Below are 26,613 nucleotides of genomic sequence, written 5' to 3'. Positions count from 1 at the left end.
GCCTGGCCGCCCACCCCCGAGGCGAGCGATGCTGCCTACTCGGGCAGGTAGTACAGCGTCCCCGGCCCCGGCGCGGCTTCCACCGCGTCCGGACTTCCCTCCCCCTGCGGCACGAGGCGCGGCCGGTACACGCCCAGCACCGTCTGCTCGGTGGTCGTCGGGTTGTCGTAGCGGTGCACCCGGTCGCGCGGCACGTGGAAGGCCATGCCCCGCGACACCGGCTGGCCCTGGAGCAACAACCCCGCACCCAGCACCAGCTCACACCCTTCGGTGTGCCCGTCCGTGCGCACGGGGATGCGTCCTCCCGAGTCCACCCGCAGCCGGTAGATGCCGTAGGTCGCGCCCTCGTGGATGACGTCCACCCGGCCGAAGGGCTTCTCCTCAGTACGGAAGAGCATCTCCTCCGCCGTACGGTGCACCTGGAGCGAGGGGATGGCCCACCCGCCCAGCGCCTCCGGCTTCGTCACGCGCACCGTGGCTGCCCGCACCCGCGCGTGCGGCGCGGCGTCCGTGGGTGGCGCCAGGATGTACCGGCACACCGCCTCCGCCGCGGACTCCAGCAGTTCGAAGCGGCAGGCATCCAGGAGGAATCTCAGCTCTCCGGCCAGCCGTCCGTAGTGCACCGTGTTCGCCAGCTTCCCGCCCACCGCCGCCTGCCTTGCGTCCAGGAAGAGCGCCACGTCCAGGCGCAGCGGCTGCGGCGTCACGCGCTCGCGGTTGTAGAGGCCCACGATGCAGTCCACCGTGAGCCCGCGCAGTTGCATCACGTCCAGCGGACGGCCCTGCGCGTCGGTGACGAGGGGGTGGATCAACGCGGGCTCGTCACTCACAGTTGGGCGCTCCTTCCACCGTCCAGGGCAATGACCTGTCCGGTGAGGTACGGCGCCTCGCGCGCCAGGAAGAGGACCGTGCGCGCGACATCCTCCACGCTGCCCTCGCGGCCCATGGGGACGCGCTGGAGCTCGGCCTGTCGCGCCGCTTCGTCGAAGTGCTCGGGGAAGGCCACCACGCCCGGGGAGATGGCGTTGACGCGCACGTGCGGCGCCAGCTCCACCGCCAGCGCGCGCGTCAGCATCACCAGCCCCGCCTTGCTCACCGAATAGTGCGCGTAGTGGTTCACCGCCCGCTCGCCGCCGATGTCGGTCAGGTGCACCACCACGGGGTCCTTCCCCGCGCGCAGCGACGGCAACAGCGCCTGCGTCAGGAAGAAGGGCGCGTCCACGTTCACGCCGAGCATCTTGCGGTACTGCACCCGGGTGATGGCCGCGAAGGCCACGCGCTCGTACAGGCCCGCGTTGTGGACGACCACGTCCAGCGCGGGATGCGCCCCCGCCACCTTCGCGCCCAGCGCGTCCACCGCCTCCGGGTCGGAGAGGTCGGCGCTGTAGAGCGTGACGTCGCGGCCCAGCGCCCTCAGCTCGTCCGCCAGCGACTCCAGCGAGCCCACGGAGCGGTTCGCGTGGAGCGCCAGGTCATAGCCGGCACGGCCCAGCGCGCGGGCCACCGCGCTTCCGACGCGCACGCCCGCGCCCGTGATGAATGCGGTCCCCATATGCGGGCCCTGCCTAACAGGCCCGCTCGCGAAAGGCACCCGGCGCCTTCGGCTACAAAACACCGCGGGGCGACACCTGGAGACCCCCTCTCCAGGTACCGCCCCACGTGTCCCCTGCCTGCTGCGTTCGTCCCCTTGCTGCGTTCGTCCCGTGCTGCCCTCAGAAAGCTTCGACTACGGGTAGTAGGCCGCCGCCTGCACGGTCACCCAACGGCGCCCCGCGTACGGCACCCAGACCCACTCCGTCACGGCCTGGTAGTTGGCCGGGATGAGGCGCTGGTCGTAGTAGCCCGGCGTGCAGCGCACCTGGCGACCGCGGCGGCCGCGGGACACGCACTGCTCCGGCACCCAGACCTGCTCGTAGCGCGCCGGCACCCAGCGCTCCACCGTCTGCAACTCGTAGCGGCCCCGCGAGTCCACCGGGCGCGGCATCGGGCGGGCATCGCAGTTCGGGCCGCGGCACCCCATGAAGCGGCGCGTGCGCGCGTCGTCATCGTCGTAACGGAACGCCTGGCCCTGCGGAGCCTCCCAACCGCCCCGGCTCTGGTGTCCCCAGTTCGCATCCGCACGGGTCTGGCCGCGCCAGTCTTCCGCGAACGCCGTGGAGGAACCGAGCAGCAGTGCACCGAAGGCCAGGGTCGAGAGCGCAGTCTTGAAAGCCATGTCTTCCATCCTCCGTTGTGTTGCTTGTCCTGACTGACGCAGGCCCCGCCGAAACATTCAAAGTCGGTCGGGTCCCACGCCCCCCAGGTGACGGAAGGCGGTGGATGTGGGTACACCTCATCCCATGTTCCACCGCGATGGCCCCACCTTCCGGGAGCTGACCCGGCAGGCCCTCACCTCCGTCGAGCAGGGCTATGACCTGCTCGCCCCCAAGTTCGAGCACACCCCGTTCCGCACGCCGGATGCGGTGCTCAAGGCCTCGCTCGCGCAGGTGGGCCCGGAGAGGAGCGTGGGCGCCGCGCTGGACGTGTGCTGCGGCACCGGCGCCGCGATGCGCGTGCTGCGCCCGCTGTGTCGCGACCGCGTCGTCGGCTTCGACCTGAGCCAGGGGATGCTGGACGAGGCTCGGAGGCTGCTGGGGGATGCGCCCGGGGACGCGAGGCTCGACTTCGTGCGGGGTGACGCGCTGGAGCTGCCCTTCACGGCGGAGTTCGACCTCGTCACCAGCTTCGGCGCCTTCGGACACATCCTGGAAGAGGACGAGCCGCGCCTCGTGAAGGGCATCGCGCGAGCGCTGAAGCCGGGGGGGCGGTTCGTCTTCGTCACCGGCCATCCGCCGTCCGCGCTCAACCCCGGCTACTGGGTGGCCAAGGGCTTCAACGCGGCCATGCGCGTGCGCAACGCCCTCTGGAAGCCGCCCTTCGTCATGTACTACCTGACGTTCCTCGTGCCCCGGGCCCGCACCCTGCTGGAGGCCGAGGGGTTCACCGTCGAGGTGCGCGAGGGCGGCATGCCGAAGCCCTTCACCGGCCTCGTCACCGTGCACGCCACGAAGCGCTGAGCGCCACTCATGGCCCCGGCGCGGACACTTCCGACTCCGCGTACTCCACCGCGAGCAGTTCGTACTCCACCGGGCCGCGCGGACGCTCCACCAGGACGACCTCTCCGGCCTCCTTGCCCAGCAGCGCGCGCGCCAGCGGGGACTCCACGCTCAACCGCCCCGCCTTCACGTCCGCTTCGTCCGGCCCGACGATGCGATAGCGCAGGGGCTCGCCGTCCTCGTCCTCCAGCACCACCCACGCGCCGAAGAAGACGCGACCCGCCTGCGAAGGATCCGGCTCCACCACCCGCACCTCCTCCAGGATGGCGGCGACCTCACGCGCCCGGCGCTCGCGTTCGCGCTTGCGCACGCCCGCCTCCAGCTCCGGCCAGTCCTGGGGGATGGGCCCCTGCGAGGCCAGCAGCTCCTCCTGGAGCGCGCGGTAGCCTTCCGGGGTGATGTAGCGCCGCTCCCCCGACGCCGACCGGGGACGCATGGGGGTGAGCCCCTCGTCACCGCCCCCGTCTTCCTTCGTGAACGCCTTCGACATGGGTCACGCCCTCCTGCCGGGAGATTTCTCAACGTTTCCCGGGATTTGCACGCCGGGCACGCCCCCCTGCCTGATTTCACTCCGACGCAATTTTATTGCCGAAGCGGACTCTGCCAGACTGGGCGGCATGCACCTGCCCCGAACCGTGCCCCGCTTCGAGCATCGCCTGGCTGTCCGTCTGCGCGGCATGCTGCCGGTGTACACGCGGGACGTGTCGGCGAGTGGCTTCTGCGCGGACATGCTCCAGCCGATGAAGGCGGGCGACGTGCTGGAGGGCGCGCTGCTCCTGGGGGACGAAGAGGTTCCCTTCCAGGGCGAGGTGATGTGGACGCGCCGCTCCGCCGGGGAGCGCGCGCGGGGACGCTACGGCGTGCGCTTCGTGAGCATCGACGGGGACTTCCAGCGACGGCTGGTCGCGTACCGGCGCCTGCAGGGCAAGCGCCTGGTCCGCTGGTTCACCTGAGCGCGGCTCAGGTGCCGCTGGCGGGCGCCGGCTGGATGGGCGTCTCGGTGGGGGCACCGGGCGCGACGGGCGCGACGGGCTCGGTGGGCGCGGTAGGAGCGGCGGGGGACGTGGGCTCGTTCGGGATGCTGGGGGGCGCGACGACCGGAGCGCCTTCGGAGGCAGGGGCCTCACCGGAGGGCACCAGGTTGAGCTTGTAGCCGTGCACGCCCTTGGGCAGCACGACCTCCACCAGGGGGTTCTCGGTCAGCAGGGCCTGGTTGACCTTGAGGGACACCTCGCCGTTCGCGTCGCTGACGGCGTTGAGGCGGTTGCGGTACTCACCGCCGGACACCTTGGCGCCCTTCACCGGCTGGCCCGTCGCAGAGTCCGTCACGCGCAGGACCACGAGCTGATCCTCGGTGAGCTGCGGGCCGCTCGTCTGGACCAGGTCCTTGTAGCGCGGGCGCAGCGAGAGCGAGCACGCCGACAGCAGCGCGGAGGAGAGAAGGGCGACGGTCAGCAGGTTGCGGCGAAGGCTCATGGGGTCCATCCAGGCTGGGAAGCGGTACGTCAGAGGCGCGGCAGCATAGCCGCCAGCTACCAGACGCCAAGTCTCCGATGCGTCACGGCCCCGGCGTGCGGCAGCCGCCCCCACGCCGCGTCGCGAAAATTCCCGGCGGGCAGGCATGGCGGGCGCCCTTCCTCTCGGGGTCCGGAGGGGCCGTCAGCCCTTCCACCTGCCCGCTTCCAGCACCATCTCAAATCCTGTCCGGGCACCGTCCTTCCCCCGCCCGCACGGAGGCCAACGCCCCATGGATGAGACCTATACGGACGCCCCTGAGCGCCAGAGGCCCTCGCACCGCCTGCCGCCGCTGCCGAACGAGACGCTGGAGTATGAGAGCCACCCGGCGAACACCCGGGTGATGCACGCGCACATTGATTGGAAGCACAACCGGTTCAAGGTGAGCGTGGTGACGATGGTGCTCATCAGCCTCGCCACCTTCTTCGCGCCGCTGGTCAACGGCTTGCTGGCGGGTGTGTTCGGCGGCTTCCACGCGGGCAGGCCGCGCCGTGCGCTGGGGGCCGCGCTCGTCACCGCGCTCGTGGTGCCCGGCGTGCTCTACACGCTCTTCTACGTCTTCGGCGTGGGCAGCGTGCGCATCTTCTCCGGCCTGGGCTTCACGACGTGGAGCGTCCTGCACGCCATCGGGGTCTTCGTGGGCGCCATCTCCGGTGCCGCCAGCCGGCCCGTCTTCAGCGGCGAGGTTCCCATCCTCACCGTCCCGCGCGTCAGCGGAGCTCCACTCCTAGCGCAAGGCGACGCCGCGCCCATCCTTCCGGAAGGCTCGCACGACTACTCCCGGGACCTGACCACGACGCAAGTCGTCCCTCCCAGTGGACCTGTGCGCGGGGAGTGAGCAGCACGCTCCAATGGGCGATTTTCCCCAGGTACCACTCCACCTGGAGCGTCGCGTCCGCTTCGTGCGTGAAGCCCGACGTCGTGCCCGAACGCCACGCGGGCACGTACGCGGCCTCCAACCGCAGCGCGCTGCCGCCCGGTCCGGGCAGGCCCGCGCGGTGGGACAAGGACAGGCGGGGGCCCACGGCCGGCGCGGACTGGAACTGGCTCCAGTCCATCGTGGCCCGAGCCCCCACGCCCACCGCGAGGAAGGTGTCGAAGCGCTCCGACGAGGCCACCACGCCCAGCGCCTCCGCCTGCACCGAGACGCGGTAGGGCAACAGGCGTTCGAAATTCGTGGACATCCCCGCCTCCGCGCCCCAGCCCAGTGAGTCCGAGACCGAGCGCCGTTGCTGGGGCAGCTCCGGTAGCAGCGTGCGGTAGCCCACCAGCGTCAGGCGCGAGCCGAGGATGCGCGGCACGCCCCAGCGAGGCTCCACCGAGAGCTCCCCGTCCAGGACGCGCAGCTCGCTGCTGGACTGGAAGCCGTGCAGGCGCGCGTCGCCCAGCGCTTCGTTCATCGCGGAGGTGCGCAGGCTCACCACGGGCCTTGCCTCTCCCATGTCCGGGAAGTCCATGCCGGCGCTCACCACCGTGCGGGATGCGCCGGATTCGCGCAGGGCGCCCTGGGCCCAGGTGGCTTCGGCTTCCGTCTTGCGCTGACGGTCCCGGGCGAGGAACGCGCGCGGATCCACTTCCGCCAGCGGTCCATCGTTGAGCGCGCCCTGTGCCTCGGTGGCGGCGGCGAAGGCGGCCTCGGTGTGTTGCGCACGCACCAGCGCCTTGAGTTCATCGGGTGTGGGTGGGCGCTTGGTGGCCGAAGCCAGTGCCTGTTGAAGCACCGCCGTGCGGTCCAGCACCGCGAGCTTCCGCTGCAGGGCGTCTTCGCGCTCGAAGAGGCGCTGCCGGTCGAGCGCGTTGTCGGAGGCCTTGCCGTCCTTCAGGTCGAGGGCGAGGAGCCGCTCGCGGTCGATGGCCAGCGTCTCCGCCTCCGACTGATCCACCGCCGCGCGCTCGACCCGCACCGCGTGCGCGACGTAGGCGTGCAGGGCATCCCGCACCTCCGCGCGCGATGCAGGACGGGAGGAGGCCAGCGCCGTCGTCACGGCCTGCGTCAGGCGTTCGTAGCCATTGCGGCGCACGTCGGGTTCGGCGGACTGGAGGATGCGGTGCACGCCGCGCAGGGGCTCCAGGGCGTGGGACGGAAGCAGCGTGGCGAGCGTGGTGAGGATCCGCTCCTGTTCCGTGAGGGCGCGCCGGGCCCGGTCGCCCGTGGATTCGAGCGCATCCGGGAGGTGCTCCAGGAGCGACACCGCGCGTCCGTTCGCGTCCACCACTTCGGTCTTCGCCAGCGTGTCCAGCGTGGCGGTGGGCAGGACCCACAGCGTGCCGGGGGCTCGCACGTAGCGGTCGTCTTCCAGCGCTCCGTTGAGGAGGAAGAGGAGCGCGGCGGCACAGTTGTCGGTGAAGAAGTAGTAGCCCAGGTACCCGCGCCGCTCGAGTTCCCAGGTGCGCTCCAGCATGCGTCGGGCTTCGCCTTGCGTGAGGTTCAGCCGGAAGCGGCGGATGGTGCGCTGCTCCAGCTCCAGCGATTCGTGGGAGATGTCGCCCAGGGTGCCGGTGAGGAAGACGGTGCTGAAGCCGCCCGTCATGCCCTTCATCAGGTAGCCCAGGCCCTTCGACTCCAGGCCGGTGAGGGCCACCAGTTGCACCACGCGCTCGAAGCCGGGGCCCTGCACCACGGCACCCTCGCGCCACACCGGACGCAGGAGGATGTGGCCAAAGAGGGACTGGGGTTGCCGGCCCGTGGCCGCGACCAGCAGGACCTCCAGGTGGGAGAGCGCGTCCGCGTCCGCCCAGGCGTCGAAGGCAGGGCAGTCACCTCGCGCGGGCAGGTCGCCCAGGTGGGCTTCCGCGACGAACTCCGACAGGGCGCGCGCCTTGGACATCTCCTGACAGCGCACCTGATCATCCACGGGCAGCGCGTCCGCGCGCAGGGACTCGGCGGGGATGAACAGCTCTTCCGCGAAGGTGACGAGGTCCAGCGAGGCGCTGACCTGGCCTCGCGCGCGGCTGAAGGCTCCGGCGTAGGTGATGCTCGCGGACTCCTTCCACGTGAGGGGGCGCTCGAAGGGGAGGATCCACCCGTCCAGCCGGCGCCACTGCCGACTCCGGCTCCAGTTCTTCAAGTCATCCCAGCGCTGCATCACCGCGTGCACCACGGCCCGGCGGCGCCACAGGTGTTCGGCCTCCGCCTCCGTGAGACGTGACAGGCGCAGGGTGGCACGACGCTCCGCCGTGGGGGCGTAGCGGTAGAGGTGGAACTGCTCGCGGTCCTCGGACCAGTCGGGGTGCTCCTTCGAGCCGTCGCCCAGGCCCAGCGGCGCGGACTCCGGATGGAGCACGAGTTCCAGGCGGCCTCCGGGAGGACGGCGCATCGCGGGTGGCAACGCGGCGAGGCCTGCTTCCACGTCGGAGATCAGCTCGGCATCCCGCGCCGCCGCGCCGTGCAGGATGATGCCCGTGGTGGCTTCCAGCGCGGCCACGCGGGACGCAAGCGAGAGGGATTCAACGGGACCACTGCGGGGCTCTTCGTCGAGAGACTCCGCCGCCTGCATCACAGGGGGCTTCGCGCTCGGGAACACCGCTGCGTCGTTCGCGCTCGCCCCGGCGCTTGAGACGGATGGAACCTGGGACGGGGTGCCCGTGCCCTCGTCCACGCTGGGCGCATGGACCGGGCCGGATGCGGTCGTCACCTCGGACGGAACCTCCGAGGCAGCCTGTTCACCAGCCCAGGCTCCGACGGGCAACACCAGCAGCGCGAGCAGGCCCATCCTGATCCGGAAGCCTCGCGCCGGGAGCGCCGCTTCACGGGGCCTCAACGCGTGACCTCGACCGACGGAGCCTCCCCTTCCTGCCGCAGGAGGAACGCCTGACGGTCCTCTTCGAGCCGCGGTTCGGTGCGCGCCAGTTCCCCCACCCGCTCCAGCCACTCACGGGCCCGGTCGGGCGTCAGGGCCTTCGTCTCCGCCATCGCCAGCAGCTCCTTTCGGTGCGAGCGCAGCAGCCGGCCAAAGACATCCAGGTTCTCACGGCGGATGCGCGCCGCCTGGGCCAGGTCCTCCACCGTCGGGCCCGCGCCCAGGGCCAGGTCCTCACGCAGTTGGTGCGTGCGCGCGCGCAGGTACACCTGGGCCGCGCGCCCCACCTCCTGCGGTGAGGGCTTGAACCCCTTGCGCCGCTCCGAGTGCTCGTGCACCTGCCAGATGACGACGCCCAGGCCCAGCACCGTCAGGGCCACCGCGGCGGTGCTCAGCAACTGGTTGCCCCGCTCGTTGCTGCTCGCGCTTCGCGAGCTGGAGTCCTCGCCCTGGTCCGCCTGGCTCGACTTGCTGCTGTCCGAGTTGCTGTTCTCGCTCGACTCCGAGTGGCTGGCGTGGCCCTCGCGGGAGCTGCCTGAATCCGACTCGCTGGAGTTGCCCGAGTCCGAGTCGGTGGAGTCGCTGGAATCACTGGAGCCCGAATGGCTGGAACCCTCTTCACTGGTGCCACTGGACTCGGACCGGCTCGAATCTCCGCCGCTGGAGTCCCCCGACCCCGACTCGCTCGAATCACCGGAGCCGGAGCGGCTCGAATCTCCGCCGCTGGAGTTGCCCGAGTCCGACTTGCTCGAATCCCCCTGGCTGGAGTTGCCCTGACTCGAGTTGCCCGAGTCCGACTTGCTCGAATCACCCGCGCTGGAGTTGCCCGAGTCCGATGCCCCCGCGGCCCTGAGGCCTCCGGCGGGCGTGCGACAGCCCACCGCGAGCACCACCATCGACACCATCACCACGCGTTTCCACGAGTGCTCCATCCGCATCCATCCCCCTCGAAGGTCATCACCGCGTCCTGCGCGGCCCTTCCCTAGCCAACCGCATGCCGGCTCGGGACGGGTGCATTATCAGCGGCTTGGACGATGACCTCGCGCGTCAGGCGCGCAACGGATGTATCAGGGTGCGTCGCGGATTTCGCGCCCGTGTGCGTCAGGCAGGCCGGCGCTACGCGAGCCGTGCGTTCTCGGATTCACTCCGCGCACGGGCAGGCTGTTCCTCCACGAAGAGACGTCGCAGATAGGGATTGAGGAACCGTCCCTCCGGGTCCAGTTGCTCGCGCACGCGCTGGAAGTCGTCCCAGCGCGGATACAGGTGTTTCAACGTCGCCGCCGTCTGCGTGTGCAGCTTGCCCCAGTGCGGCCGGCCCCCGTGGTTGCGGAAGATGGCCTCCGCGCCGGAGAAGTACGGCTCCAGGGGCATGCCCTGGTACTGGTGCACCGCGATGAAGGCCCGGTCCCCGCCGTGCGCCGGGCTCAGGAACACGTCGTCCCCGCGCACGAAGCGGTACTCCACCGGGAAGTGCACGGGCAGCTTCTCGCGCGTGATGTATTCGGACAGCTCGCGCAGGCAGTCCGGGCCCCGCTCCACCGGCACGCCGTATTCCATCTCCTGGAAGCGGACCAAGCGCGGCGTGGCAAATAACGCATGGCTCTGTCCCGCCAGCACCCCTTCCGACGCCAGCTTCGCCGACAGCCGGCTCACCGGCGCGCACCACGCGGGGTTCATCCGGCACGCGCGGCTCACCGCGCCGAAGACCGCGTTCTCCATCACCATCTCGTTGAGCCAGCGCCCCACGCCCACCCCGTGTGGCGCCTCGTCGGTGAGGTCCATCGCCTTCGTCATCACCCGGTCCGAGTGGGGGAACCAGAAGAACTCGTAGTGCCGGTGGCGAGCGCGCGCTTCATCCAGGCCGGAGAGGCATTCCTCCAGCCCCAGGTTCCGCCGCGTCAGCCGCAGCCGGTACGCGGGCAGGAGCCGCAGCCGCACGCGCGTCACCACTCCCAGCGCCCCCAGCGATACGCGCGCCGCCTGGAGCAGCTCCGGCGCCGAGTCCTCCGAACCCGTCACCTCCTCGCCGCTCGCGGTGACGAGCGTGATGGCCTTCGCCTGCGTGGAGAGGATGCCCAGCCCCACGCCCGTGCCGTGCGTGCCCGTGCCCAGCGCGCCCCCGAGTGACTGCTTGTTGATGTCGCCCAGGTTCTCCATCGCCAGGCCGTGCGCCGCGAGCAGGGAGCCCAGCTCGCGCAGGTTCGTGCCGGCCCACACGGTGGCCTCGCGCGCGGCAGGCTCCACCGCTTCGACGCCGGAGAGGGCGCCGAGCGACACCATGGTTTCGTCCGTCGCGCACAGGGGCGGGAAGGAGTGGCCGCTGCCCACCACCCGCACGGTGCGACCCCGTGCCTGGGCATCGCGGAGCGCGGCCTTCAGTGCGTCCACCGACGCGGGCTGGAGGAACTCCGACGGGTGGGCCACCACCGCGCCGGACCAGTTGCGCCACGTCTTCGTCTTCGCCGTCACGGACGCCATGCCCTCATCCCCACTCGCCCCGGTAGGTCGGGACTTCATCCACCACACGTCCCTCCGAGATGAGCAGGAGCGTGCGGAAGTGTTCGCAGATTTCGCCTGCCTTCGCGTGCCGGAAGAACACGGGCGCGCCCAGCGGCAGGGGCACCGGCCCCGTGTACGCGATGGGCGTCTGCACCTCGCCCGCGCCTTCCAATGGCAACAGCTTCGCGCCCTCGGGCAGGTAGGGCACGGGCAGCTTGTCCGCGCCCGCCGCTCCAGACGCCACATAGCCGCCGCCCTGAAGGGTGAAGAGGCCCGGGCCGGGACGGCGCGTGACGGGGATGGCGAAGGCCACCGCGGGCAGGTGGTGGAAGCCGCGATAGCCGTCGAAGAGCGCGGGGGAGTACAGGCCGCTGCCCGCGGTGAGTTCGGTGACGCTCGAGTCCTCGCGCGTGGTCTCCAGGCTGCCGGTGCCGCCGCCGTTCACGAAGCGCACCGGGAAGCCCGCGTCCTTCAGCGCCGCCACCACCGACTGTCTTCGCGTGCGCACCGGCCCCACGGAGGCCCGCTTGAGCGCGCGGATGGCCAGGTTCTTCGCCCGGGCGTGCGGCGCCGCGTCCGGCACGCCCGCGAGCTGCGCCTCGTAGCCCATGACGCCCGCGAGGAACACGTCACCTTCCGCCGCGATGCTCCGCGCCACCGCCAGCGCGTCCTCGGGCGTGCGCACCGGGGAGCGGTGCACGCCGAAGCGCAGCCCCGGCAGGTCCACCGACAGGTCCACGTCCAGGCACAGGGGGACTCGCGTGCCTTGGCGCCGGGCCGCCCGGGCCGCGAGCACCACGTGCTCCTGGCAGTCCACCATCAGCGTCACTGGCGCCGGGGGCCGGCAGAGTTCCGCCAGGGCCTCCGGATCCACGATGGGGTAGCCCATGAGCAGGTCCGTAAAGCCGCGCTCGCGCAGCCGCACGGCCTCGTCGGCGCTGAAGCACATGAGGCCCTGGAAGCCGGGATGCCCGTCGAGCACCCGCCGCAGCAGCGCCACGCACCGCACCGACTTCGTGGCCAGGCGCACCGGCCGGCCCCCCGCGCGCCGCACCAGCGCCGCCGCGTTCTCACCCAGCAGGTCCACGTCCGCGAAGGCCAACGGCAGCCGCCGCCCCTCCAGCGCCCGGGCGTAATAGGCATGGTCACGCGTCACGTCAGGACCTCCTCGGTGCGGGCAGGCAGAGAGAGCAGCCATCATCGCCGCGCCACGTCACGCCCTGGCGCGATATGACACCGGATGCGTGGGGTGTCGGACACGCACCGGCGTTCCAGGAAGGGTCGTCGGAAAAAGGGGCAGCGCGCCGGACATCCCTGGGGGAACGCCGGCGCGCGCACACACGGTTTCTTCGACTCCAGGTCGGCCCACCCCCCCGGAAGGGCACGGAGCGGCATCGTGCCCCCCGCCGAAAGCCATTTCTATTGAGGAAAGCACGCGAGTCCTAAACGACTCGGTATGCCTGGAATGACTTCCCACCCGGACAGAGGGAAGGGCTGTGGATTCCACTTCCGACCTCACAAGTCTTCCAATTGGCGCCAATGGATATACTAAGAAACCGTGATTGATTTGATTTCCGAGGACCAACGCCTGCTGAGGGAGTTGGAGGGCCTGCTGGGGGTGGTGGAACCCGGCTCCGAGGCCCTGCCCACGGTCCTCGTGGCCCTCCGGGACGCCTTGCGCGCGGAGCGGACGGCGGCCTACGGGGTGGACGCAGGTGCGGACCGCTACCACACCACCTTCGTCCACGGCGTGGGCTTCCCCGAACCGCCCCCGGTGCTGGCGGAGCTGTTCGACGCGTCGTTGCCGCCGGCGGGGAGTGGCTTTGGCTACTTCGACCCGGCGCGGCCGCCACCGGCCCAGCGCAACCAACCGATGCGCTTCTCCGCGCTGGGGCTGACGGAGACGCTGCGCGCCCTGCCCCTGGCTGGCAACGGCACGCTGTGGGAGCGGCTGGGGTTGAGCGAGGCGGAGTGGGAGCGGGCCCGGACCCAGCTCGCCGTCCACGCCATGGGCCTGTACCAACGTCTGGGGTTGGAGCACATGGCCCAGTTGCGGGTGCTGGTGTGCGAGGGCGAGACGCTGCTCGGCTGGGTGGGGGCCTTCCGCCCCGAGCCCTTCACGGAGCGGGAGCAGCAGATGCTCCAGATGCTGACGCCGGCCATCCAGCGGCGGATGGCCATGGACCGGAGGCTGCGGGAAGCGGGGCTCCTGGGTTCGGCGCTGGGGGCGGCGTTGGAGGTGCTGGGGCGGCCCGCGTGGGTCGTCACGTTCAGCGGCCGGGTGATGCACACCAACAAGGCAGGCCGGACCCGGTTGGACCAGGACGTCCAGGGCCTGACGGCGCAGGTGCGCGACTGCATCCGGAGCCCTCCGGGCACGGGGCCCCTCTTCTCCTCCGGGCCGCTGCGCACGGCGGGACTGCCGGACCACTATCTGGTGCTGGATCCGGGCCCACCGGCCATCGAGCCGAGCGCGAAGCTCCCGGTGCTGGCCCAGCGCTGGGGGCTCACCGCCCGCGAGGCGCAGGTGTTGGAGCACGTGGTGCAGGGGGAGACGAACAAGGCGATCGCCCTGCACCTGGGTTGCGCCGAGCGCACGGTGGAGGTGCACGTCACGCACCTGCTGAACAAGGCCCAGGTGGAGAGCCGCTCCGCGCTCATCTCGCGCTTCTTCCAGTCCTGACGCGAGGCCCCTCCGAGGCAGGTGGGGCGCCGCGCGGGGCATGCGTAGGATGAGGGGATGGACGAAGCGCTCCTCAAGAAGGCGTTGGCCCGCGCCGACGCGGCCGTGGCGAAGGGGCCGCATGCGACGCCCCCGGACGGGCGCCGCCGCACGCGGCATGTGGCGATGGGAGATCCGCAGGCGGACTTCGAGCGGGTGATGTCCATCCTGTCGCTGCACGGGTTGCTGGGCGAGGACGGAGGGCTGCACCCGGACGTGTGCCTGGTGTCCGTGGGCGACCACTTCGACTGGGGCCCCGCGTCCGAGCGCGAGCGTGTGGCCCGAAGCGGCCTGCGATTGGTGGCGTGGCTCGCGTCGCATCCAGCGGATCAAACCGTGCTGCTCCTGGGCAACCACGACCTGGGACGCGTTGGGGAGCTGGCGGACTTCACCGATGCGACCTTCCGCGAGGCGCAGGTGGAGGCGGATGGGCTCTACCGGGGGGACGACACGGACGCGGCGGCCGAACGGGACTTCATCGCGCGCTGGCCGGGGCTGCCCACCGTGGAGCTGGTGGCGCGGGACTTCAGTGCGTGGAACGAGGAGCAGCGTGCGTGGGTGGAGCACCTGCTGCGGGCGCGGCGATTCCGCGTGGCGCATGCGGCGGGGGCGGCGCTGCTGGTGTTGCACGCGGGCGTCACGCGCGAGGACCTGGAGGTGGTGGGGCTTGAGCGCGAGCGATGGGCGGATGCGCGCGCGGTGGCGGACGCGCTCAACGGCGTGATGGACCGGACGGTGGCGGCGTGGACGGACGGGCCGCTGGTGCTGCCGCGATTGCACCACCCGGGCAACGCGGCGTCGGGCGAGGGAACGGGCATCTTCTACCAGCGGCCCAGCCTCCAGGCGGAGGACGCGGAGCGCGTGCGCGGGACGCCCCGGCGGCGGTTCGATCCCCGGCGGCTGCCCCTCGGGTTGACCCAGGTGGTGGGCCACACGCGCGACAAGCGGGTCCGAGAGCTGGTGTCCCCGGGGCCGGTGCGGGACGGAGTGCTGCGCCATCTGGTGACGGAGGGGACGCGCGTGGAGTACGCGCACGGGCCTCCGCGGGACACAGGCCCGAGTGAAGCGGTGATGGTGTTCACCGATGGCGCCATGCGCGAGGGCAGGGCCGAGGACTTCGAACTGTTCGACCTGGAGACGCGGCGCGCGGTGCCCCTGGCTTCTTGAGGCTGCTCGGCACCGCTTCAACACGGGCTTTGCGCCTGCGCGAGGCCTGACTCCGCATCGAGACGCCGAACCCAGGCCCAACGCTCTTCGTCCGCGCGGGTCGACGCTCCGAACCGCGTGGACCCTTCGCGCGGTCCGGATTCACGGCACGCGCGAAGGGGATGCTCTGGACTGCGGACTACGGCGCCGCGCCTGGAGATGCGGCCGGAGTCTTGAGGCCGGCGAGCTTCTTCTCAAGCCCTTCGACCTGACGCGGCGACACCTGGGCAGCGGGCAGCGTCTTCACGAAGGTGAGCGCCTCCTCCAGCGTCTTCGTCGCGGAGGCGGTGTCCTTGCGGGCCACGTAGATGTCCGCGCGGCCGGAAAGGACGGACAGCCGCCGCGCCCCCTGCACGCGCGCCAGGGCCCGGTCGTTCGCGGCGAGCGCGTCATCCAGCCGCCCCGACAGGCGGTACAGCGTCGCGAGCCGCGCGGGCGGGTTGTAGTCCTTCGGCAGGTCGCGCTCGCTCTGCTCCAGCGCGGGGATGGCACGCTGCGGCTGCTCCAGCGTCATCGCCGCGAGCATGCGGTGCGAATCGAACACGGTGCGCGCCTCGGGGTTGGGCGCCTTCGCGGCCTCGCCCTCCAGGAATGCGAGCCACTCCTCCGCCACCTTCTTCGCGCCCGCGGTGTCCTGGTCCGCCTTGCGCGCCTCCACCAGCACCTCGTACAGGCCGGAGCGGTCATCCGCGGCCATCGCGATGGCGGGAGGCGCGAGCACCTCACGCGCCTTCGCCTCCAGCGCGTGGCGAAGGTCGGCGGCCTCGGGTGTGCCCGCCGGAATGGCCAGCGCGCAGGAGAGGCCGTTGAGGACGCCGTTGGCCAGGTTGAGCGAGCGCGGCACCTTCGGCAGCTCCGCCACGGCCTTCTGGGCACACGGCACGTACTGCTTCGCGCCGTATTGGGCCATCAGCAGCGACTCCAGCGCACGGCCCCGGCGGGACCAGTCGGCGGGGGCCTCCGCGAGCGCGAGCGACAGGGCCTCGGCGGCCTCCGCGGGCTTGCGCTCACCGTAGAGCGCGTCGCCCCGGGCGAGCAGTGCATCCGCGCCCGTGGCGCCGCCCTTGTACGCGAGTTCGCCGTCCTCGAAGAGGCGCTCCAACTGGGGCACCGTGGCGCTGCCGGCGAAGCGCAGGAGGGCCTTCTCCTCGCGCGGATCGATGATGAAGAAGGTGGGCCAGAACTCCACCGGATACTTCTCCTGGAACGTCGCGTTCTGGGTCAGGTCGGTGTTGAGCTCCAGCCAAACGAAGCGGTCCGCGTGCTTCGCCAGGGCCTTGTCGGTGAAGACGTAGGCGCGCATGGAGCGGCAGGTGTGACACCACGGTGCCCACGTGTCGACGAACAGGGGCACGCCCTTCGCCTTCGCATCGGCGAGCGCGCGGGCGTAGTCGTCCGGGATGAAGGGCAGCGGGCCTTGAGCGTGCGCGTCGGCCACGGGCGCGTTGGCGTGCGTGGCGGTGCAGGCGATGGACCCCGACAGAAGCAGGCAGACGAGGAGGGAGCGCATGCGGCGCACCCTACCAGCGCGGCGCGGCACCGTCGTGGATGTCCCCGGTGGACAGTGCGCGCACACATTGTCTGGGCACCGGCGCGCGTGCGTGCTGTCCTGCGCGGGCCCCTATGCCCATGAAGGACCCTCGCGCCCTGCGCACCGCCCTCGCGTCCGCCCTGGAAGCCCTGCCCGCCTCGGAGCTGTTTCCGGAAGGCACCGATGCCGACATGGCCCGCCGCCTGGCCGAACGCCTGCGCCGCGACCTGTTGCCCCGCCTGGGCTCCGGCACGGCGGACGTGCCCCTGCTCCTCGTGGCCATCGCCGGACCCAACAACGTCGGCAAGTCCACGCTCTTCAACGCGCTGGCGAAGGCGTCCCTGTCCCCCGCGCGCCCCGAGGGCGGACTGACCAAGCAGTGCCTGGCCGCGGCGAATCCGGAGACGTGGACGGGCGAGCTGAAGGACGTGCTCACGCAGCGCTACGACATCGTCCCGGTGGTGGAGGGCACGGTCGCCCCCGTGGATGCGCCCGGGCCCGCGGGCCGGCTGTACCTGGTGCTGTCGGACGCGGTGCCACGCGGACTGCTGGTGATGGACACGCCGGACTTCGACAGCGTGTACCGCGACAACCGCGAGCGGGCCGAAGCGCTGCTCGTCACGGTGGACGTGCTGGTGTTCGTGGTGAGCCGGCAGACGTACCAGAACGCGGCGCTGGTGGACTTCCTGCGCGCGGCCGTGGGCCACGGGCGTCCGTACCTGCTCGTCTACAACGAGGCCACCCGCGAGGACGTGGCCCGGGGCCACCTGGAGAAGCTGGCCCAGGACGTGGGCCACCCGCCGCTCGCGCGCTACCTGGCGCCGCACCAGCCGGACGTGGAGGCGGGACTGAAGCCGCTCTCCACCGAGCCGCTGGATGGACGGCCTCCGCTCGCCGCGCTGCTGGGACAGGCGGAGCATGCGCGCGAGTTGAAGGCCCGGGCGCTGGAGGCATCGCTGTCGGATGCACGCGCGGAGCTGGACGCGGTGGCCCGGGCGGCGACCCGCGCGGCACGGGAGCCGGAGCGGCTGCGGCAACGGCTGCGGCACGACCTGCGGGGCATTGGCGCGCAGGCCGCGTTGAAGGCGGTGCCCGCGGACGTGCTCGTGGATGCGTTCCGCGACGAACTGGACGCGCGCAGCACCTTCCACCGGATGGTGCGACTGCCGTTCCGGGGACTGGCCACGGCGCTCACGTTCGTGACCCGCAAGGTGCGCGAGTCCTTCACCGGTCCCCGGCCCCACGAAGCGCTGCCCACGCAGGCGGTGGACGACTCACTGAAGGACGGGTTGCGGCGCCTGGTGGACGCCTTCGCGCCGGAGGTCGCCGCGTGGCGCGGGGACGCGGAGACGAAGCAGAAGCTGGCGGAGTCCTTCGGGCCCGCGATGCTCGGCCGACTGGATGCGCCGCTGGAGCTGGGCGCGTTGCACGCGCACGCGGCGGACCGGGCGACGCTGTATGACTTCTGTCGTGAGCTGGTGGGCCGCGAGCTGCAGGGCGGCATGCGCGAGGAGATGCTCCAGACGCTCACCACGCTGGTGTACTCGGTGCCGTCGGGGGCGGCGGCGGTGGTGACGGTGGCCACCGGCGGTTTGGGACATGACGCGGTGGTGTGGGCGGGGACGCTCCTGTCCACGCCGCTCCTGGAGCGCTTCGTGGACCTGCTGGGGGCCCAGGTGCGCGCGACGGTGACGCGCAAATGGGCGGATGCCCATGGGGCCACGCTGGCGCAGGCATTGGAGACGCGCTTCTTCACGGACCTGCTGTCCCACCTGGACGCCCAGGCCGACGGATGGCTGCGCACCGCGGCCACCCTGGAGGCGGCGCGGGCGGCGACGGAGTAGGCGGCCGCTTCCGAACACCCTCCGGCCTTCCGGGCGGAGGGAAGACTTCGTGCTACGCCACCACCGATGCGTCATGCTGGATCCGCCATGACCGGTCCGGGCCCGGAGGCGGGTTCTCCTCACATCCTGTCGTTCCGTCACCTGCTGACCGAGTCCGTCGGGGCGTTCCTCGACGAGGCGGACATGACGTGCCCGCTGACGGCGGATGCGCTCAGCGAGCTGCTGGTGACGCTGTCGCGCTACCGCGAAGAGGGCGCGCTCCTGTTCCCCACCGCGTTCCTGGGCGACGACCTGGGCGCGATGCTGGAGCTGCTGGGCGGGCACGACCCCATCCCCATCGGCTCGGGGCCGCGCAACCGCGCCACCATCCAGCGGGCCCTCAAGCAGTGCGCGCCGCTGGGCCAGGGGCGCTGGTGGGCGCTGTACCTGCTGCGCGAGCCGGAGGGCCTCACCTACGGCATCTTCCGGACGGATCCGTTCCCGCTCGCGGAGACGCCGTTGGAGCGCCTGCGGCATGCGCAGGACCGGGGCGTGCGCGTGGTGGGCGTGTTGCAGCTCGCGGACAACATCATCGAGCTGCGCGCGGGCGGCGGACTGGTCCGGCACGTGTACCTGTCCGGTGCGCGCATCGACCTGGAGCCGCCCTCGGTGGTGCTGGACTCACTGGCCAGCGCGGTGACCGAACAGGTCCTGCCCTCCAGCCGCGAGCACGCGAAAGGCTTCTTCCGGCGGGTGCTGTTCGAGGTCATGCAGTCCTCGCACGGCACGCTGGTGGCGGTGCTGCCCCGGGAACGCGCGGGCTCCGCGCTCTTCGTGGACGGCATCCTGTTGCCCCGGCCCATGGACGTGGTGGCGCTGCTGGACCGGCACCACGCGACGCCGGATGGCAGCGCCGCGTCCGCGGTGCGGGCGAGCGCGCAACTGTTGCGTGGCATGATGGCCACCGACGGAATCACCGTGCTGCGCGCGGACGGGTGCATCCTCGGGTACAACGTCTTCGTGCGTCACCCGGAGACGCTCGCCCGGCAACCGGCATTCTTCGGTGGCGCGCGGCGGCGGACCTTCGAGGTGCTCTGCGCGGCGCTGGGCGGGGAGCTGGCCGCGGCCTTCATCCGCTCGCAGGACGGTGATGTCGCGTGCCGTCGCGCGTGACCCGTTCGTCACCGCACTAATTTCCAGTTTTGCCTGCTGTACGGACTGAGTTTGATTTCGCTCCTGACGGACGTCGTCTGACGGGCGGAGGACCCTGGAGGTCGCATCCAAGGGCTGGGATGTGTGACGTGGGAAAGGAAGTTGAGAACGTCAAGCAAATCTGAAAGGCTGCGCCCCGACGTGCGACCCTCCCCCCTCCCCTTCCGCGCGTGTGCCGCGCTGTCCCTGCTCGCTGTGTGCCTCGCGAGCGCGCCTGCCGTGGCCCAGAAGCTGCCGGATGTGGTGGTGACCGGAGCACCGGTGGCCCCGTCCCCGAACAGCGAGGTCGGCACCGGCCTCTGCATGGCGTCCAACGTGTGGACGCGGGCCCTGAATGACTTTCCGCAGAGCCAGACGAACTACACGGGCGACCTGAACACATACATGGAGGAGAACCGCGCGACGCGGCAGACCTCCGTGCTGCGCTCCACGTTCGACCTGTCGAACAACCTGAATGACGGTCGCACGCTCAGCTACGGCGACTACGTGAACGTGGTCACGGGCTGCCCCATTGGAGGCTGCGGCTTCCACTACAACAACCCCGACACGTCCTTCGTCTCGCGGTTTCGCGGATACCTGAACGTCACGCAGGACATGGTCGGGCGCGTCCTGCACTTCGGCTTCTATGCCGACGATGCCATCAGCCTGGTCATCTTCGACCGGACCAATGCGCGCTACAACGTCATCATCCGCCCACCGCAACTGGGGGCTCCAACACGGCGCACGACTAACGCCGTGACCTTCACCCAGTCAGGGCTCTACCCGATCGAACTGCTCTACGTGCAGATCGTGGAGCACGGAGCCCTGGAGTTCGCCATCCTGGACGGCACGTTCACGGACTTCGATCGCCCCGCGAACACGCCTCCTCTCGTCCCCCTGTCCTCCTCTGGCTTCTCCCTGGTCCAGCCCGCCCAGTTCTACCAGTCGGAGAACGGGCGCCCGTCCTACCCGGCGAACCTGAACCAGTGCGAACAGTGCAACCGCAACGACGCGAACGCGCAGAACAACAGCACCTGCGGTCCGTACTACTACTGCAACTCCGCCGCGCTCTGCGCCCCCTGTGACTCCGCCCTCTTCTGCGGCGCGAGCTGCTCCCCGTGCGGCCAGTCCACGCCCTACTGCGCGAACCTCAACGGCCAGACGACCTGCGTCCAGTGCACGGAGGACTCCCAGTGCCCCAATGGACGCTGTGACCCGACCGACAACTTCTGCCGCGGATGCAATGACAACGCCGACTGCCCCACCGGCCGCTGCGACCTGACCGACAACGCCTGCAAGGGCTGCGTCAACGATGCCCAGTGCGGCTCCGGTCAGGTCTGCGACGAGCCCACCTTCACCTGCGTCCAGTGCACCGGCGACGAGAACTGCGCCAACGGACAGGTCTGCGACCCCACCTCGAACACCTGCGCGGAATGCAACCAGGACAGCGACTGCGACCGGGGCCTGACCTGCTCCAACCACGTCTGCGTCCTCTGTGACTCCAACGACGCCTGCGCCGGCAACTCCTGCAACTGCTGCCCCAATGGCACCCAGTGCGCCGCGCCCACTCCCGGCGCCCCGCCGTCCTGTGTCGAGTGCACCACCGACAGCCAGTGCTCCAACGGCCAGCGCTGCGACACCTTGAACGGCGCCTGCGTCGACGCCGTCCCGGAGTGCAACACCGCCGACCGCTGCGGCCCCGGCTGCTCGAAGTGCCCCGGCGAGCGCCCCTTCTGTCTCGACGGCGAGGTCTGCGTCGAATGCCGCACCGACCTCGAATGCGGCGACGGCCAGTTCTGCCTGAGCGGTGAATGCAGCGCCTGCACCACCGACGAGCGCTGCGGCAACCGCTGCGACGCCTGCGGTGACGCCACCCCGTTCTGCCTCACCGACGGCTCCGTGCAGAACAGCGTCTGCGTGGGCTGCGTCAATGACTCCGACTGCGGCAGCGGCACCTGCGACCCCACCACCCGCACCTGCTCCAACACCGGCGCCTGCGCCGTGACGTGCGCGGAGGGCCTCGTGTGCGACGGCGCCGCGTGCGTCGAGTGCTTCGCCGATGCCCACTGCCCCTGCGGCGGCACCTGCGACCTCGCCTCCAACACCTGCAGCGAGTCCTGCGCCGACAGCGGCGACTGCCTGGGCGTCGAGTTCTGCTCGGCCGAAACCCTCCAGTGCGAGCGCGGCCGCCGCAAGCCCGGCACCGAACCGCAGGGCGGCGCCTTCTGCTGCGGCACCACCGCCGAGGACACGCCCACCGGCAGCGCCGCCATCCTGGTCACCCTCGCCATGGGCTTCCTCTTCCTGCGCTCCGCACGCCGCGTCCGATGAAGCCTTCCCGCACGCCGCTCCTCCCGCTGCTGCTGCTGGCCCTGTCGCTGTCCACCGCCGCCAGCGCCGCGCCGGATGCGCGCTTCAATCTCCAGCTCTTTCGTCCGTCCGGCGCGCCGCAGGACCTGGTGATGGTCACCCAGTCCCGGCCCCTGTCCCACCTGTCCGTCTCCGCCGGGCCCTACTTCAGCTACTCCCTCAACCCACTCTCCCTCGTCCCCAAGGACGGAGACCTGGGCTCCATCAGCCTCGTGGGCAACCGGCTCCAGTTGGATGTCATGGCCACCGTCGGCCTCTTCGACTGGGCCGAAGTGGGCGTGGACATGCCGCTCGTGATGCTCCAGGGCGGCCAGAACCTGGAGGTCATCGGCACCGAGGGTCCGGTGGAGAGCTTCGCGCTCGGCGACCTGCGCCTCACCGGCAAGGTGGCCCTCCCCGGCCTGCGCCGCTCCGCGGAAGGCCACGGCTGGGGCAGCGCGCTCACCCTCAACGTCAGCTTCCCCACCGGCGTGCAGGAAGCCTTCGCGGGTGATGGAGAACTCACCTGGGCGCCGGGGCTCGTGCTCGACTACCGCTTCGAGTCCGGCATCCTGCTGGCCCTCAACGGCGGCTTCTGGAAGCGGCCGGACCGCATCTTCAGCGGCGTGAACATGGGCGACATGGCGCCCTTCGGCCTGGGCACGGAGGTGCCCCTGCTGCGCGGCAGCGGCATCACCTTGCTCGGCATGGTGAACGGCGCGGTGGGCCTGGAGAAAGAGCCGGATCAGCCCCGGCAGATTCCCGCCGAGCTGCTCATCGGTCTGCGCTGGTACAGCTCCACCGGCATCACCTTCACCTTCGGCGGCGGCCTGGGCTGCGGCTGTTCGCTCGCGTCACCGAACCTGAGCTTCTTTACGTCCATCATCTGGGTGCCCGCCAAGACGCGTGAGTGGGAGGCCATCGAGCGCTTCAAGGAGCCGCCCGAGCCGCCCCCGCCGCCCATCGACCCGGACGGCGACTTCGTCATTGGCGAGAAGGACCGCTGCCCCACCGTGGCAGGCCCGGTGGAGAACGGCGGCTGCCCGGACTCCGACGGCGACAGCGATGGCGTGGTGGACCGGATCGACAAGTGCCCGGACGTGCCCGCTGGGACGCGGGGCCGGGACGGCTGTCCGCTCGCGCGCACCGTGGGCAACAAGATCGTCATCCTGGAGCAGGTGAACTTCGCCACCGACCAGGACGTCATCCTGTCCGAGTCCTTCCCCGTGCTGGAGGAGGTGGCGCGGGTGATGGAAGTGAACCCGAAGCTCGACCGCATCCTCATCGAGGGCCACACCGACTCGCGCGCCAGCGACAGCTACAACCTGGAGCTGTCCAAGCGCCGCGCCGCCAGCGTGAAGCGCTTCCTCATCGAGAGCGGCGTCGCCACGGAGCGCGTGTGCTCGCAGGGCTTCGGGCGCAGCAAGCCCGTGGCCGACAACGCCTCGGAAGAGGGCATGGCCCTCAACCGCCGCGTCGAGTTCACCATCCAGCCGCCCGTCGATGGGCCCCGCCCGCCCTGCCCCGAGGACGAGGTGCCGAAGAAGGGCCGCAAGAACACCGCGCCCAAGCCCTCCGCGCCGAAGTCCGCGCCGCCCGCGAAGAAGAAGTAGCGGGCTGGCCTGGTTGCTCGCCCCCGCCGCTTCATGACGGCGGGGCACCCACGCAGCGGAACAGGCCTACTCGACGATGAAGTCCGCGGCGGTGCGGCGACGGCCGGCCACCACCGACACCACCGCGCGGCCCGTGCCCACGGCCGTCACCCGGCCCTCGGGCGACACCGTCACCACGGCCGCGTTGGAGCTGAACCACTCCAGCGGCACGCGCTCCAGCACCGCGCCGTTGCGGTTGTACGCACGCGCCTGGACCTGCACCGACTGGCCCTTCTTCTTGAAGGTGTACGACGTCAGGTTCAGGCCCAGGCGGGCGAAGTCCGGCGGCACCACCTGCACCGCGATGGCGCGGCTCAGGTGTCCCAGCGTCGCAGTGACAGTGGCCACGCCCGCCGTCGAGGCGATGAGCTCCCCGTTCTCCACGTGCGCCACCGCTTCATTGCTGGAACGGAAGGCAGGCATGGCGTCGGGGATGACGTGGCCCACCTCGTTGCGCGCGACCACGCGCAGCTTGATGGTGCGCCCCATCTCCACGAAGTCCGCGCCCGGCGCTCGCACCTCCAGCGTGGCGAGGATGGTCAGGTCCAACGGCAGCGCCGCCTTCGCCCGTCCCCCCTGCACGCCGATGATGGTCTTGCCGGACTTGCGCGCCACCACCGTGCCGTCCTCCTGCACGGAGGCCACCTCCGGCGCGGAGCTGGTCCAGCGCAGCCGCGCGTCCATCATCTTGCGCCCATCCGCATCCAGCACCGTGTACTTCAACGGCAGGTTCTGCCCCTGCGTGCGCAGGTAGCGCAGCTCGGGCGGATCCACGGTGATGGTCGTCGGAGACGGGCCACACGCACCGAGGACACCCAGCGCGACGAGACCCCACAGGGAACGGGAAGAAAGACGCAACGTATTCACGATGGCAGGCGAAAAGGGCGGAAGGGAAGACACCGGAGTCTATCGACCCACCGCGCGACGGGCGGGAAAACCACGCCCCTCCCTGTCGAAGTCAGCACGCCTGCACGCCTGCTGACATTTTTTTCGCACATCAGCGGCGCGGGGTCCGGCCTTCCATCGTCCCCAGCACCTGCGCGGCCAGGGCTTCACCTTCCCGCCAACCCGCCACCCGGGCACGCTCCCGGGCCTGCTCCAGCCGCTCGCGCGCCTCCGGCACCCGCCCTCCCGCCACCAGCAACCTTCCGGCGTTGAAGTGGATGCGAGCCACCTCCTGGGCATCCCCGCCCTGGTCGGCCAGCACCAGCGCGCGCTCCAGCTCAGACAGCGCCTGCGCCGGCTCCCCCGCGAGCACCCGCAGGCCCGCGAGCTGCGACAGGGCCCGCGCCTGTCCCACCGCGCTCGCCACCGACCGCGCCTGCTCCGCCGCGCGCGTGAAGGCCACCCGCGCCCGGTCGAGTTGCCCCAGCCGCTGCTGCAACCGGCCCAGCAACAGGTAGTGCTCCCAGTAGAAGTCCGGCGCCCGCGCGGTCCGGTTGCCCATGCGCTGGAAGGCCCGCGCCAGCAACTCCACCGCGGCCGTCGTCTCGCCCTTGGCCTCGCGCACCCGCGCCAGCTCTCCCAGCACCAGGGCCTCGACCTCTGGATCCGCGCTCGCCGGGCCCTGCGCCATGCTCAAGCGCACCTCCGCGTCCGCGATGCGTCCCAGCTTCAGCTCCGCGATGGCCAGCCGCCGTGCGGCCTCCGCCCACGTGCCCGGCGTCTGCATCACCGACACGCGGTCCAGCCACGGCGTCACCAGCCCGTCCACGGACGCTGGATCCACCTGCGTGAGACACCGCGCCGCGCTCGCGAGCACGCCCAACTGCCAGCGCACCACCGCCGCCGTCGCTCCAGGCGCGCGGCCCAGGGCCCAGCGGTAGAACTCCACCGCCGCGCGCCACTCGCCCCGCGCCGCGAACCCGTCTCCCGCCCGCTCGCACGCGGCCTGCGCACCGGGTGCATCCGCCCCGAGCAGGTGATCCGCCACCCGCACCTCGCGGGCCGGCTCGCTGGCGAACGCCTCGCGCTCCAGCGTCTCCGCCAGCTCTTCGTGGGCGTTCCGCAACTGCATGGGCGACAGGCGCTCGCGCAGCACCTGCCGAGCCTCCTCCCGCGTGAAGCGGAAGCTGCCGGGCTGCCGGGGCACCGGCACCACCCACTCGGCGTCGTCGAGCACCTCCGCGCCCTCCGCGCTCGGCAGCGACGCCCGCACCAGCTCCGCGGAGAAGAGCGAGCCCTCCACCGCGGCGCGCTGCAAGAAGCGCAGCGACGCGGAAGGCAGCAGCTCCAGCCGCGCCCCAAGCACCTGGCCCAGGTCCTGCGGCAGGGATGCGGCGGACAGCGGTCCGTTGGCCTGGAACCCCTCCTCCGTGCGCTGCAACACGCCCACCGCGACGAGCAGCCGCACCAGGGCCAGCGCGTGCGCGGGATTGCCTCGCACCCGGTCGCCCACCGCGCGCTCCAGCGACGGCGACAGGGACGTCCCCAGGCTCGCGGTCAGGAGCGCGTTCAGCTCCGAGGACGACAGGCCCTCCAGCACCGTCACCGGCAACGACGCCAGGGCCGTGGGCACCGCGTCCACGTCGCCCGTGCCCACCAGCGCCACGCGCGTGTCCTTCGTCGCCAGCACCCCGGCGAGCAGCTCCAACGACGCACCGTCCACGCGGTGCACGTCGTCCACCAGCAGCAACAGGCCCGACGGCTGAGCCACGCGCCGCAGCGCCTCCACCACCGCCCCGTCCCCCGCCGGCAGGTGGCCGCCCATCGGCGCGCCCCGCGCGAGCCTCCGCCAGAGCGCCTGGGCCTCCGCTTCGGAGAGCCCCAGCCCCGACAGCGGCGGGCCCGACACGTCCGTCCCCATCGCGGCGCGGGACAGCGCGACGAACACCGTGCGCACCAGGCCCAGCGCGCCCGCGGACCGGGGGTCTCCGCCCCAGGCGTGCACCACCCGCAGCGGCGTGGCATTCGCCGCCAGGTCCTCCACCGCCTCCAGGAAGCGGCTGCGGCCCACGCCCGTGGGGCCCACGAAGAGCCGCGCGCCGCCCTCGCCCTTGCGCGCCGAATCCACCACCGCTCGCGCCTCGGCCAGCGCCTCGTCGCGCCCCACCAGGGACTCCACGCGGACCGGAGGAGGGCCCACTTCCACCCGCCACGCCGTGCCGCCGGGCAGTTCGCGCGCCGGGCCGAAGCGCACCCCACCCGCTTCCACCAGCAGCGCCTTCACCGAGGCGCCCACGAGCAACTCCCCCGCCGCCGCCGCGTCCGTCAGCGCGAGCGCCCGGTCC

At 71.4% G+C, this 26,613-nt stretch carries 20 protein-coding genes; 8 read left to right on the top strand and 12 right to left on the bottom strand.

Going from position 1 to position 26,613, the window contains the following annotated elements; all coding sequences use genetic code 11:
* Positions 1-35 precede the first annotated feature (35 nt).
* From D7V88_RS06270 to D7V88_RS06260, 3 genes are all read right to left on the bottom strand, one after another.
* A complete protein-coding gene (locus D7V88_RS06270) occupies positions 36-830 on the bottom strand; it encodes a dihydroneopterin aldolase (protein WP_372241069.1) in 795 nt (264 codons plus the stop codon).
* The gene (locus D7V88_RS06265; protein WP_120539685.1) at positions 827-1,552 is read right to left on the bottom strand and encodes an SDR family oxidoreductase; all 726 of its coding nucleotides are present in this window, start codon (positions 1,550-1,552) and stop codon (positions 827-829) included. The genes D7V88_RS06270 and D7V88_RS06265 overlap by 4 nt, the downstream gene beginning before the upstream one ends.
* A 174-nt stretch (positions 1,553-1,726) precedes the next feature.
* Positions 1,727-2,215, bottom strand: coding sequence for a hypothetical protein (locus D7V88_RS06260; protein ID WP_244238016.1), 489 nt, complete (start codon positions 2,213-2,215; stop codon positions 1,727-1,729).
* Between the two features lie 124 nt (positions 2,216-2,339).
* Between D7V88_RS06260 and D7V88_RS06255 the strand changes: the two genes are divergently transcribed.
* Positions 2,340-3,056, top strand: coding sequence for a class I SAM-dependent methyltransferase (locus D7V88_RS06255; protein WP_120539683.1), 717 nt, complete (start codon positions 2,340-2,342; stop codon positions 3,054-3,056).
* A gap of 7 nt (positions 3,057-3,063) precedes the next feature.
* On the opposite strand, the gene D7V88_RS06250 is transcribed toward D7V88_RS06255, so the two are convergent.
* Complete coding sequence (locus tag D7V88_RS06250) at positions 3,064-3,585, bottom strand: GreA/GreB family elongation factor (RefSeq protein ID WP_120539682.1); 522 nt, start codon at positions 3,583-3,585, stop codon at positions 3,064-3,066.
* 127 nt (positions 3,586-3,712) lie between these two features.
* Between D7V88_RS06250 and D7V88_RS42920 the strand changes: the two genes are divergently transcribed.
* On the top strand, positions 3,713-4,048 hold the full coding sequence (locus D7V88_RS42920; RefSeq protein ID WP_158625014.1) for a PilZ domain-containing protein: 336 nt from the start codon (positions 3,713-3,715) through the stop codon (positions 4,046-4,048).
* Between the two features lie 7 nt (positions 4,049-4,055).
* On the opposite strand, the gene D7V88_RS42545 is transcribed toward D7V88_RS42920, so the two are convergent.
* The 5 genes from D7V88_RS42545 to D7V88_RS06215 all read right to left on the bottom strand — a co-directional run bounded on the left by D7V88_RS42545 (position 4,056) and on the right by D7V88_RS06215 (position 12,065).
* The gene (locus D7V88_RS42545) at positions 4,056-4,571 is read right to left on the bottom strand and encodes a hypothetical protein (RefSeq protein WP_147448637.1); all 516 of its coding nucleotides are present in this window, start codon (positions 4,569-4,571) and stop codon (positions 4,056-4,058) included.
* A 749-nt stretch (positions 4,572-5,320) separates the two neighbouring features.
* On the bottom strand, positions 5,321-8,323 hold the full coding sequence (locus D7V88_RS06235; RefSeq protein WP_244238015.1) for an Lnb N-terminal periplasmic domain-containing protein: 3,003 nt from the start codon (positions 8,321-8,323) through the stop codon (positions 5,321-5,323).
* Positions 8,324-8,367: 44 nt separating this feature from the next.
* Positions 8,368-9,342: a hypothetical protein gene (locus D7V88_RS44280; protein WP_244238014.1), complete on the bottom strand. Its 975-nt coding sequence runs from the start codon at positions 9,340-9,342 to the stop codon at positions 8,368-8,370.
* Positions 9,343-9,526: 184 nt separating this feature from the next.
* Entirely contained in the window at positions 9,527-10,927 is a 1,401-nt protein-coding gene (locus D7V88_RS06220; protein WP_244238013.1) for a D-arabinono-1,4-lactone oxidase, read from the bottom strand.
* The gene (locus D7V88_RS06215; protein ID WP_208726145.1) at positions 10,893-12,065 is read right to left on the bottom strand and encodes an amino acid deaminase/aldolase; all 1,173 of its coding nucleotides are present in this window, start codon (positions 12,063-12,065) and stop codon (positions 10,893-10,895) included. Before D7V88_RS06215 ends, D7V88_RS06220 begins: the two co-directional genes overlap by 35 nt.
* 402 nt (positions 12,066-12,467) lie before the next feature.
* Here D7V88_RS06215 and D7V88_RS06210 point away from each other — a divergent pair, with 402 nt between their 5' ends.
* Complete coding sequence (locus tag D7V88_RS06210) at positions 12,468-13,592, top strand: helix-turn-helix transcriptional regulator (protein WP_120539677.1); 1,125 nt, start codon at positions 12,468-12,470, stop codon at positions 13,590-13,592.
* Positions 13,593-13,649: 57 nt separating this feature from the next.
* A complete protein-coding gene (locus D7V88_RS06205) occupies positions 13,650-14,798 on the top strand; it encodes a metallophosphoesterase (protein WP_120539676.1) in 1,149 nt (382 codons plus the stop codon).
* A 178-nt stretch (positions 14,799-14,976) separates the two neighbouring features.
* Here D7V88_RS06205 and D7V88_RS06200 read toward each other — a convergent pair whose 3' ends face one another.
* Positions 14,977-16,347, bottom strand: a complete 1,371-nt coding sequence (locus D7V88_RS06200; protein ID WP_120539675.1) for a thioredoxin family protein — start codon at positions 16,345-16,347, stop codon at positions 14,977-14,979.
* 119 nt (positions 16,348-16,466) lie between these two features.
* Between D7V88_RS06200 and D7V88_RS06195 the strand changes: the two genes are divergently transcribed.
* The 4 genes from D7V88_RS06195 (at position 16,467) to traB (ending at position 23,344) form a co-directional block, all read left to right on the top strand.
* A complete protein-coding gene (locus D7V88_RS06195; RefSeq protein WP_208726143.1) occupies positions 16,467-18,212 on the top strand; it encodes a GTPase in 1,746 nt (581 codons plus the stop codon).
* Positions 18,213-18,299: 87 nt separating this feature from the next.
* Positions 18,300-19,364 carry a hypothetical protein gene (locus tag D7V88_RS06190; RefSeq protein ID WP_120539673.1) on the top strand — a complete coding sequence of 355 codons (1,065 nt, stop codon included), beginning with the start codon at positions 18,300-18,302 and terminating at the stop codon, positions 19,362-19,364.
* A gap of 180 nt (positions 19,365-19,544) precedes the next feature.
* On the top strand, positions 19,545-21,713 hold the full coding sequence (traA, locus tag D7V88_RS06185; protein ID WP_244238012.1) for an outer membrane exchange protein TraA family protein: 2,169 nt from the start codon (positions 19,545-19,547) through the stop codon (positions 21,711-21,713).
* On the top strand, positions 21,710-23,344 hold the full coding sequence (gene traB / locus D7V88_RS06180; protein WP_120539672.1) for an outer membrane exchange protein TraB: 1,635 nt from the start codon (positions 21,710-21,712) through the stop codon (positions 23,342-23,344). Before traA ends, traB begins: the two co-directional genes overlap by 4 nt.
* 66 nt (positions 23,345-23,410) lie before the next feature.
* Here traB and D7V88_RS06175 read toward each other — a convergent pair whose 3' ends face one another.
* Both D7V88_RS06175 and D7V88_RS45075 read right to left on the bottom strand, forming a co-directional pair.
* Complete coding sequence (locus tag D7V88_RS06175; RefSeq protein WP_244238011.1) at positions 23,411-24,157, bottom strand: Ig-like domain-containing protein; 747 nt, start codon at positions 24,155-24,157, stop codon at positions 23,411-23,413.
* Between the two features lie 223 nt (positions 24,158-24,380).
* On the bottom strand, positions 24,381-26,613 hold a 2,233-nt coding region (locus tag D7V88_RS45075), incomplete at its 5' end, for a tetratricopeptide repeat protein (RefSeq protein ID WP_147448636.1).

It is taken from the genome of Corallococcus terminator (assembly GCF_003611635.1).
In the GTDB taxonomy this organism is placed as follows: Bacteria; Myxococcota; Myxococcia; order Myxococcales; family Myxococcaceae; genus Corallococcus; species Corallococcus terminator.
Note: the sequence above shows the minus strand (reverse complement) of the source record. Positions and strands in the feature narration are given on the sequence as shown.

Coding starts and splice junctions, on each gene's coding strand:
- D7V88_RS44280 (WP_244238014.1), bottom strand. CDS start 9,342: ATGGAGCACTCGTGGAAACGCGTGGTGATGGTGTCGATGGTGGTGCTC.
- D7V88_RS06200 (WP_120539675.1), bottom strand. CDS start 16,347: ATGCGCTCCCTCCTCGTCTGCCTGCTTCTGTCGGGGTCCATCGCCTGC.
- D7V88_RS06235 (WP_244238015.1), bottom strand. CDS start 8,323: ATGGGCCTGCTCGCGCTGCTGGTGTTGCCCGTCGGAGCCTGGGCTGGT.
- D7V88_RS42545 (WP_147448637.1), bottom strand. CDS start 4,571: ATGAGCCTTCGCCGCAACCTGCTGACCGTCGCCCTTCTCTCCTCCGCG.
- D7V88_RS06195 (WP_208726143.1), top strand. CDS start 16,467: ATGAAGGACCCTCGCGCCCTGCGCACCGCCCTCGCGTCCGCCCTGGAA.
- D7V88_RS06250 (WP_120539682.1), bottom strand. CDS start 3,585: ATGTCGAAGGCGTTCACGAAGGAAGACGGGGGCGGTGACGAGGGGCTC.
- D7V88_RS06255 (WP_120539683.1), top strand. CDS start 2,340: ATGTTCCACCGCGATGGCCCCACCTTCCGGGAGCTGACCCGGCAGGCC.
- D7V88_RS06205 (WP_120539676.1), top strand. CDS start 13,650: ATGGACGAAGCGCTCCTCAAGAAGGCGTTGGCCCGCGCCGACGCGGCC.
- D7V88_RS06265 (WP_120539685.1), bottom strand. CDS start 1,552: ATGGGGACCGCATTCATCACGGGCGCGGGCGTGCGCGTCGGAAGCGCG.
- D7V88_RS06190 (WP_120539673.1), top strand. CDS start 18,300: ATGACCGGTCCGGGCCCGGAGGCGGGTTCTCCTCACATCCTGTCGTTC.
- D7V88_RS06220 (WP_244238013.1), bottom strand. CDS start 10,927: ATGAAGTCCCGACCTACCGGGGCGAGTGGGGATGAGGGCATGGCGTCC.
- D7V88_RS42920 (WP_158625014.1), top strand. CDS start 3,713: ATGCACCTGCCCCGAACCGTGCCCCGCTTCGAGCATCGCCTGGCTGTC.
- traB (WP_120539672.1), top strand. CDS start 21,710: ATGAAGCCTTCCCGCACGCCGCTCCTCCCGCTGCTGCTGCTGGCCCTG.
- D7V88_RS06260 (WP_244238016.1), bottom strand. CDS start 2,215: ATGGCTTTCAAGACTGCGCTCTCGACCCTGGCCTTCGGTGCACTGCTG.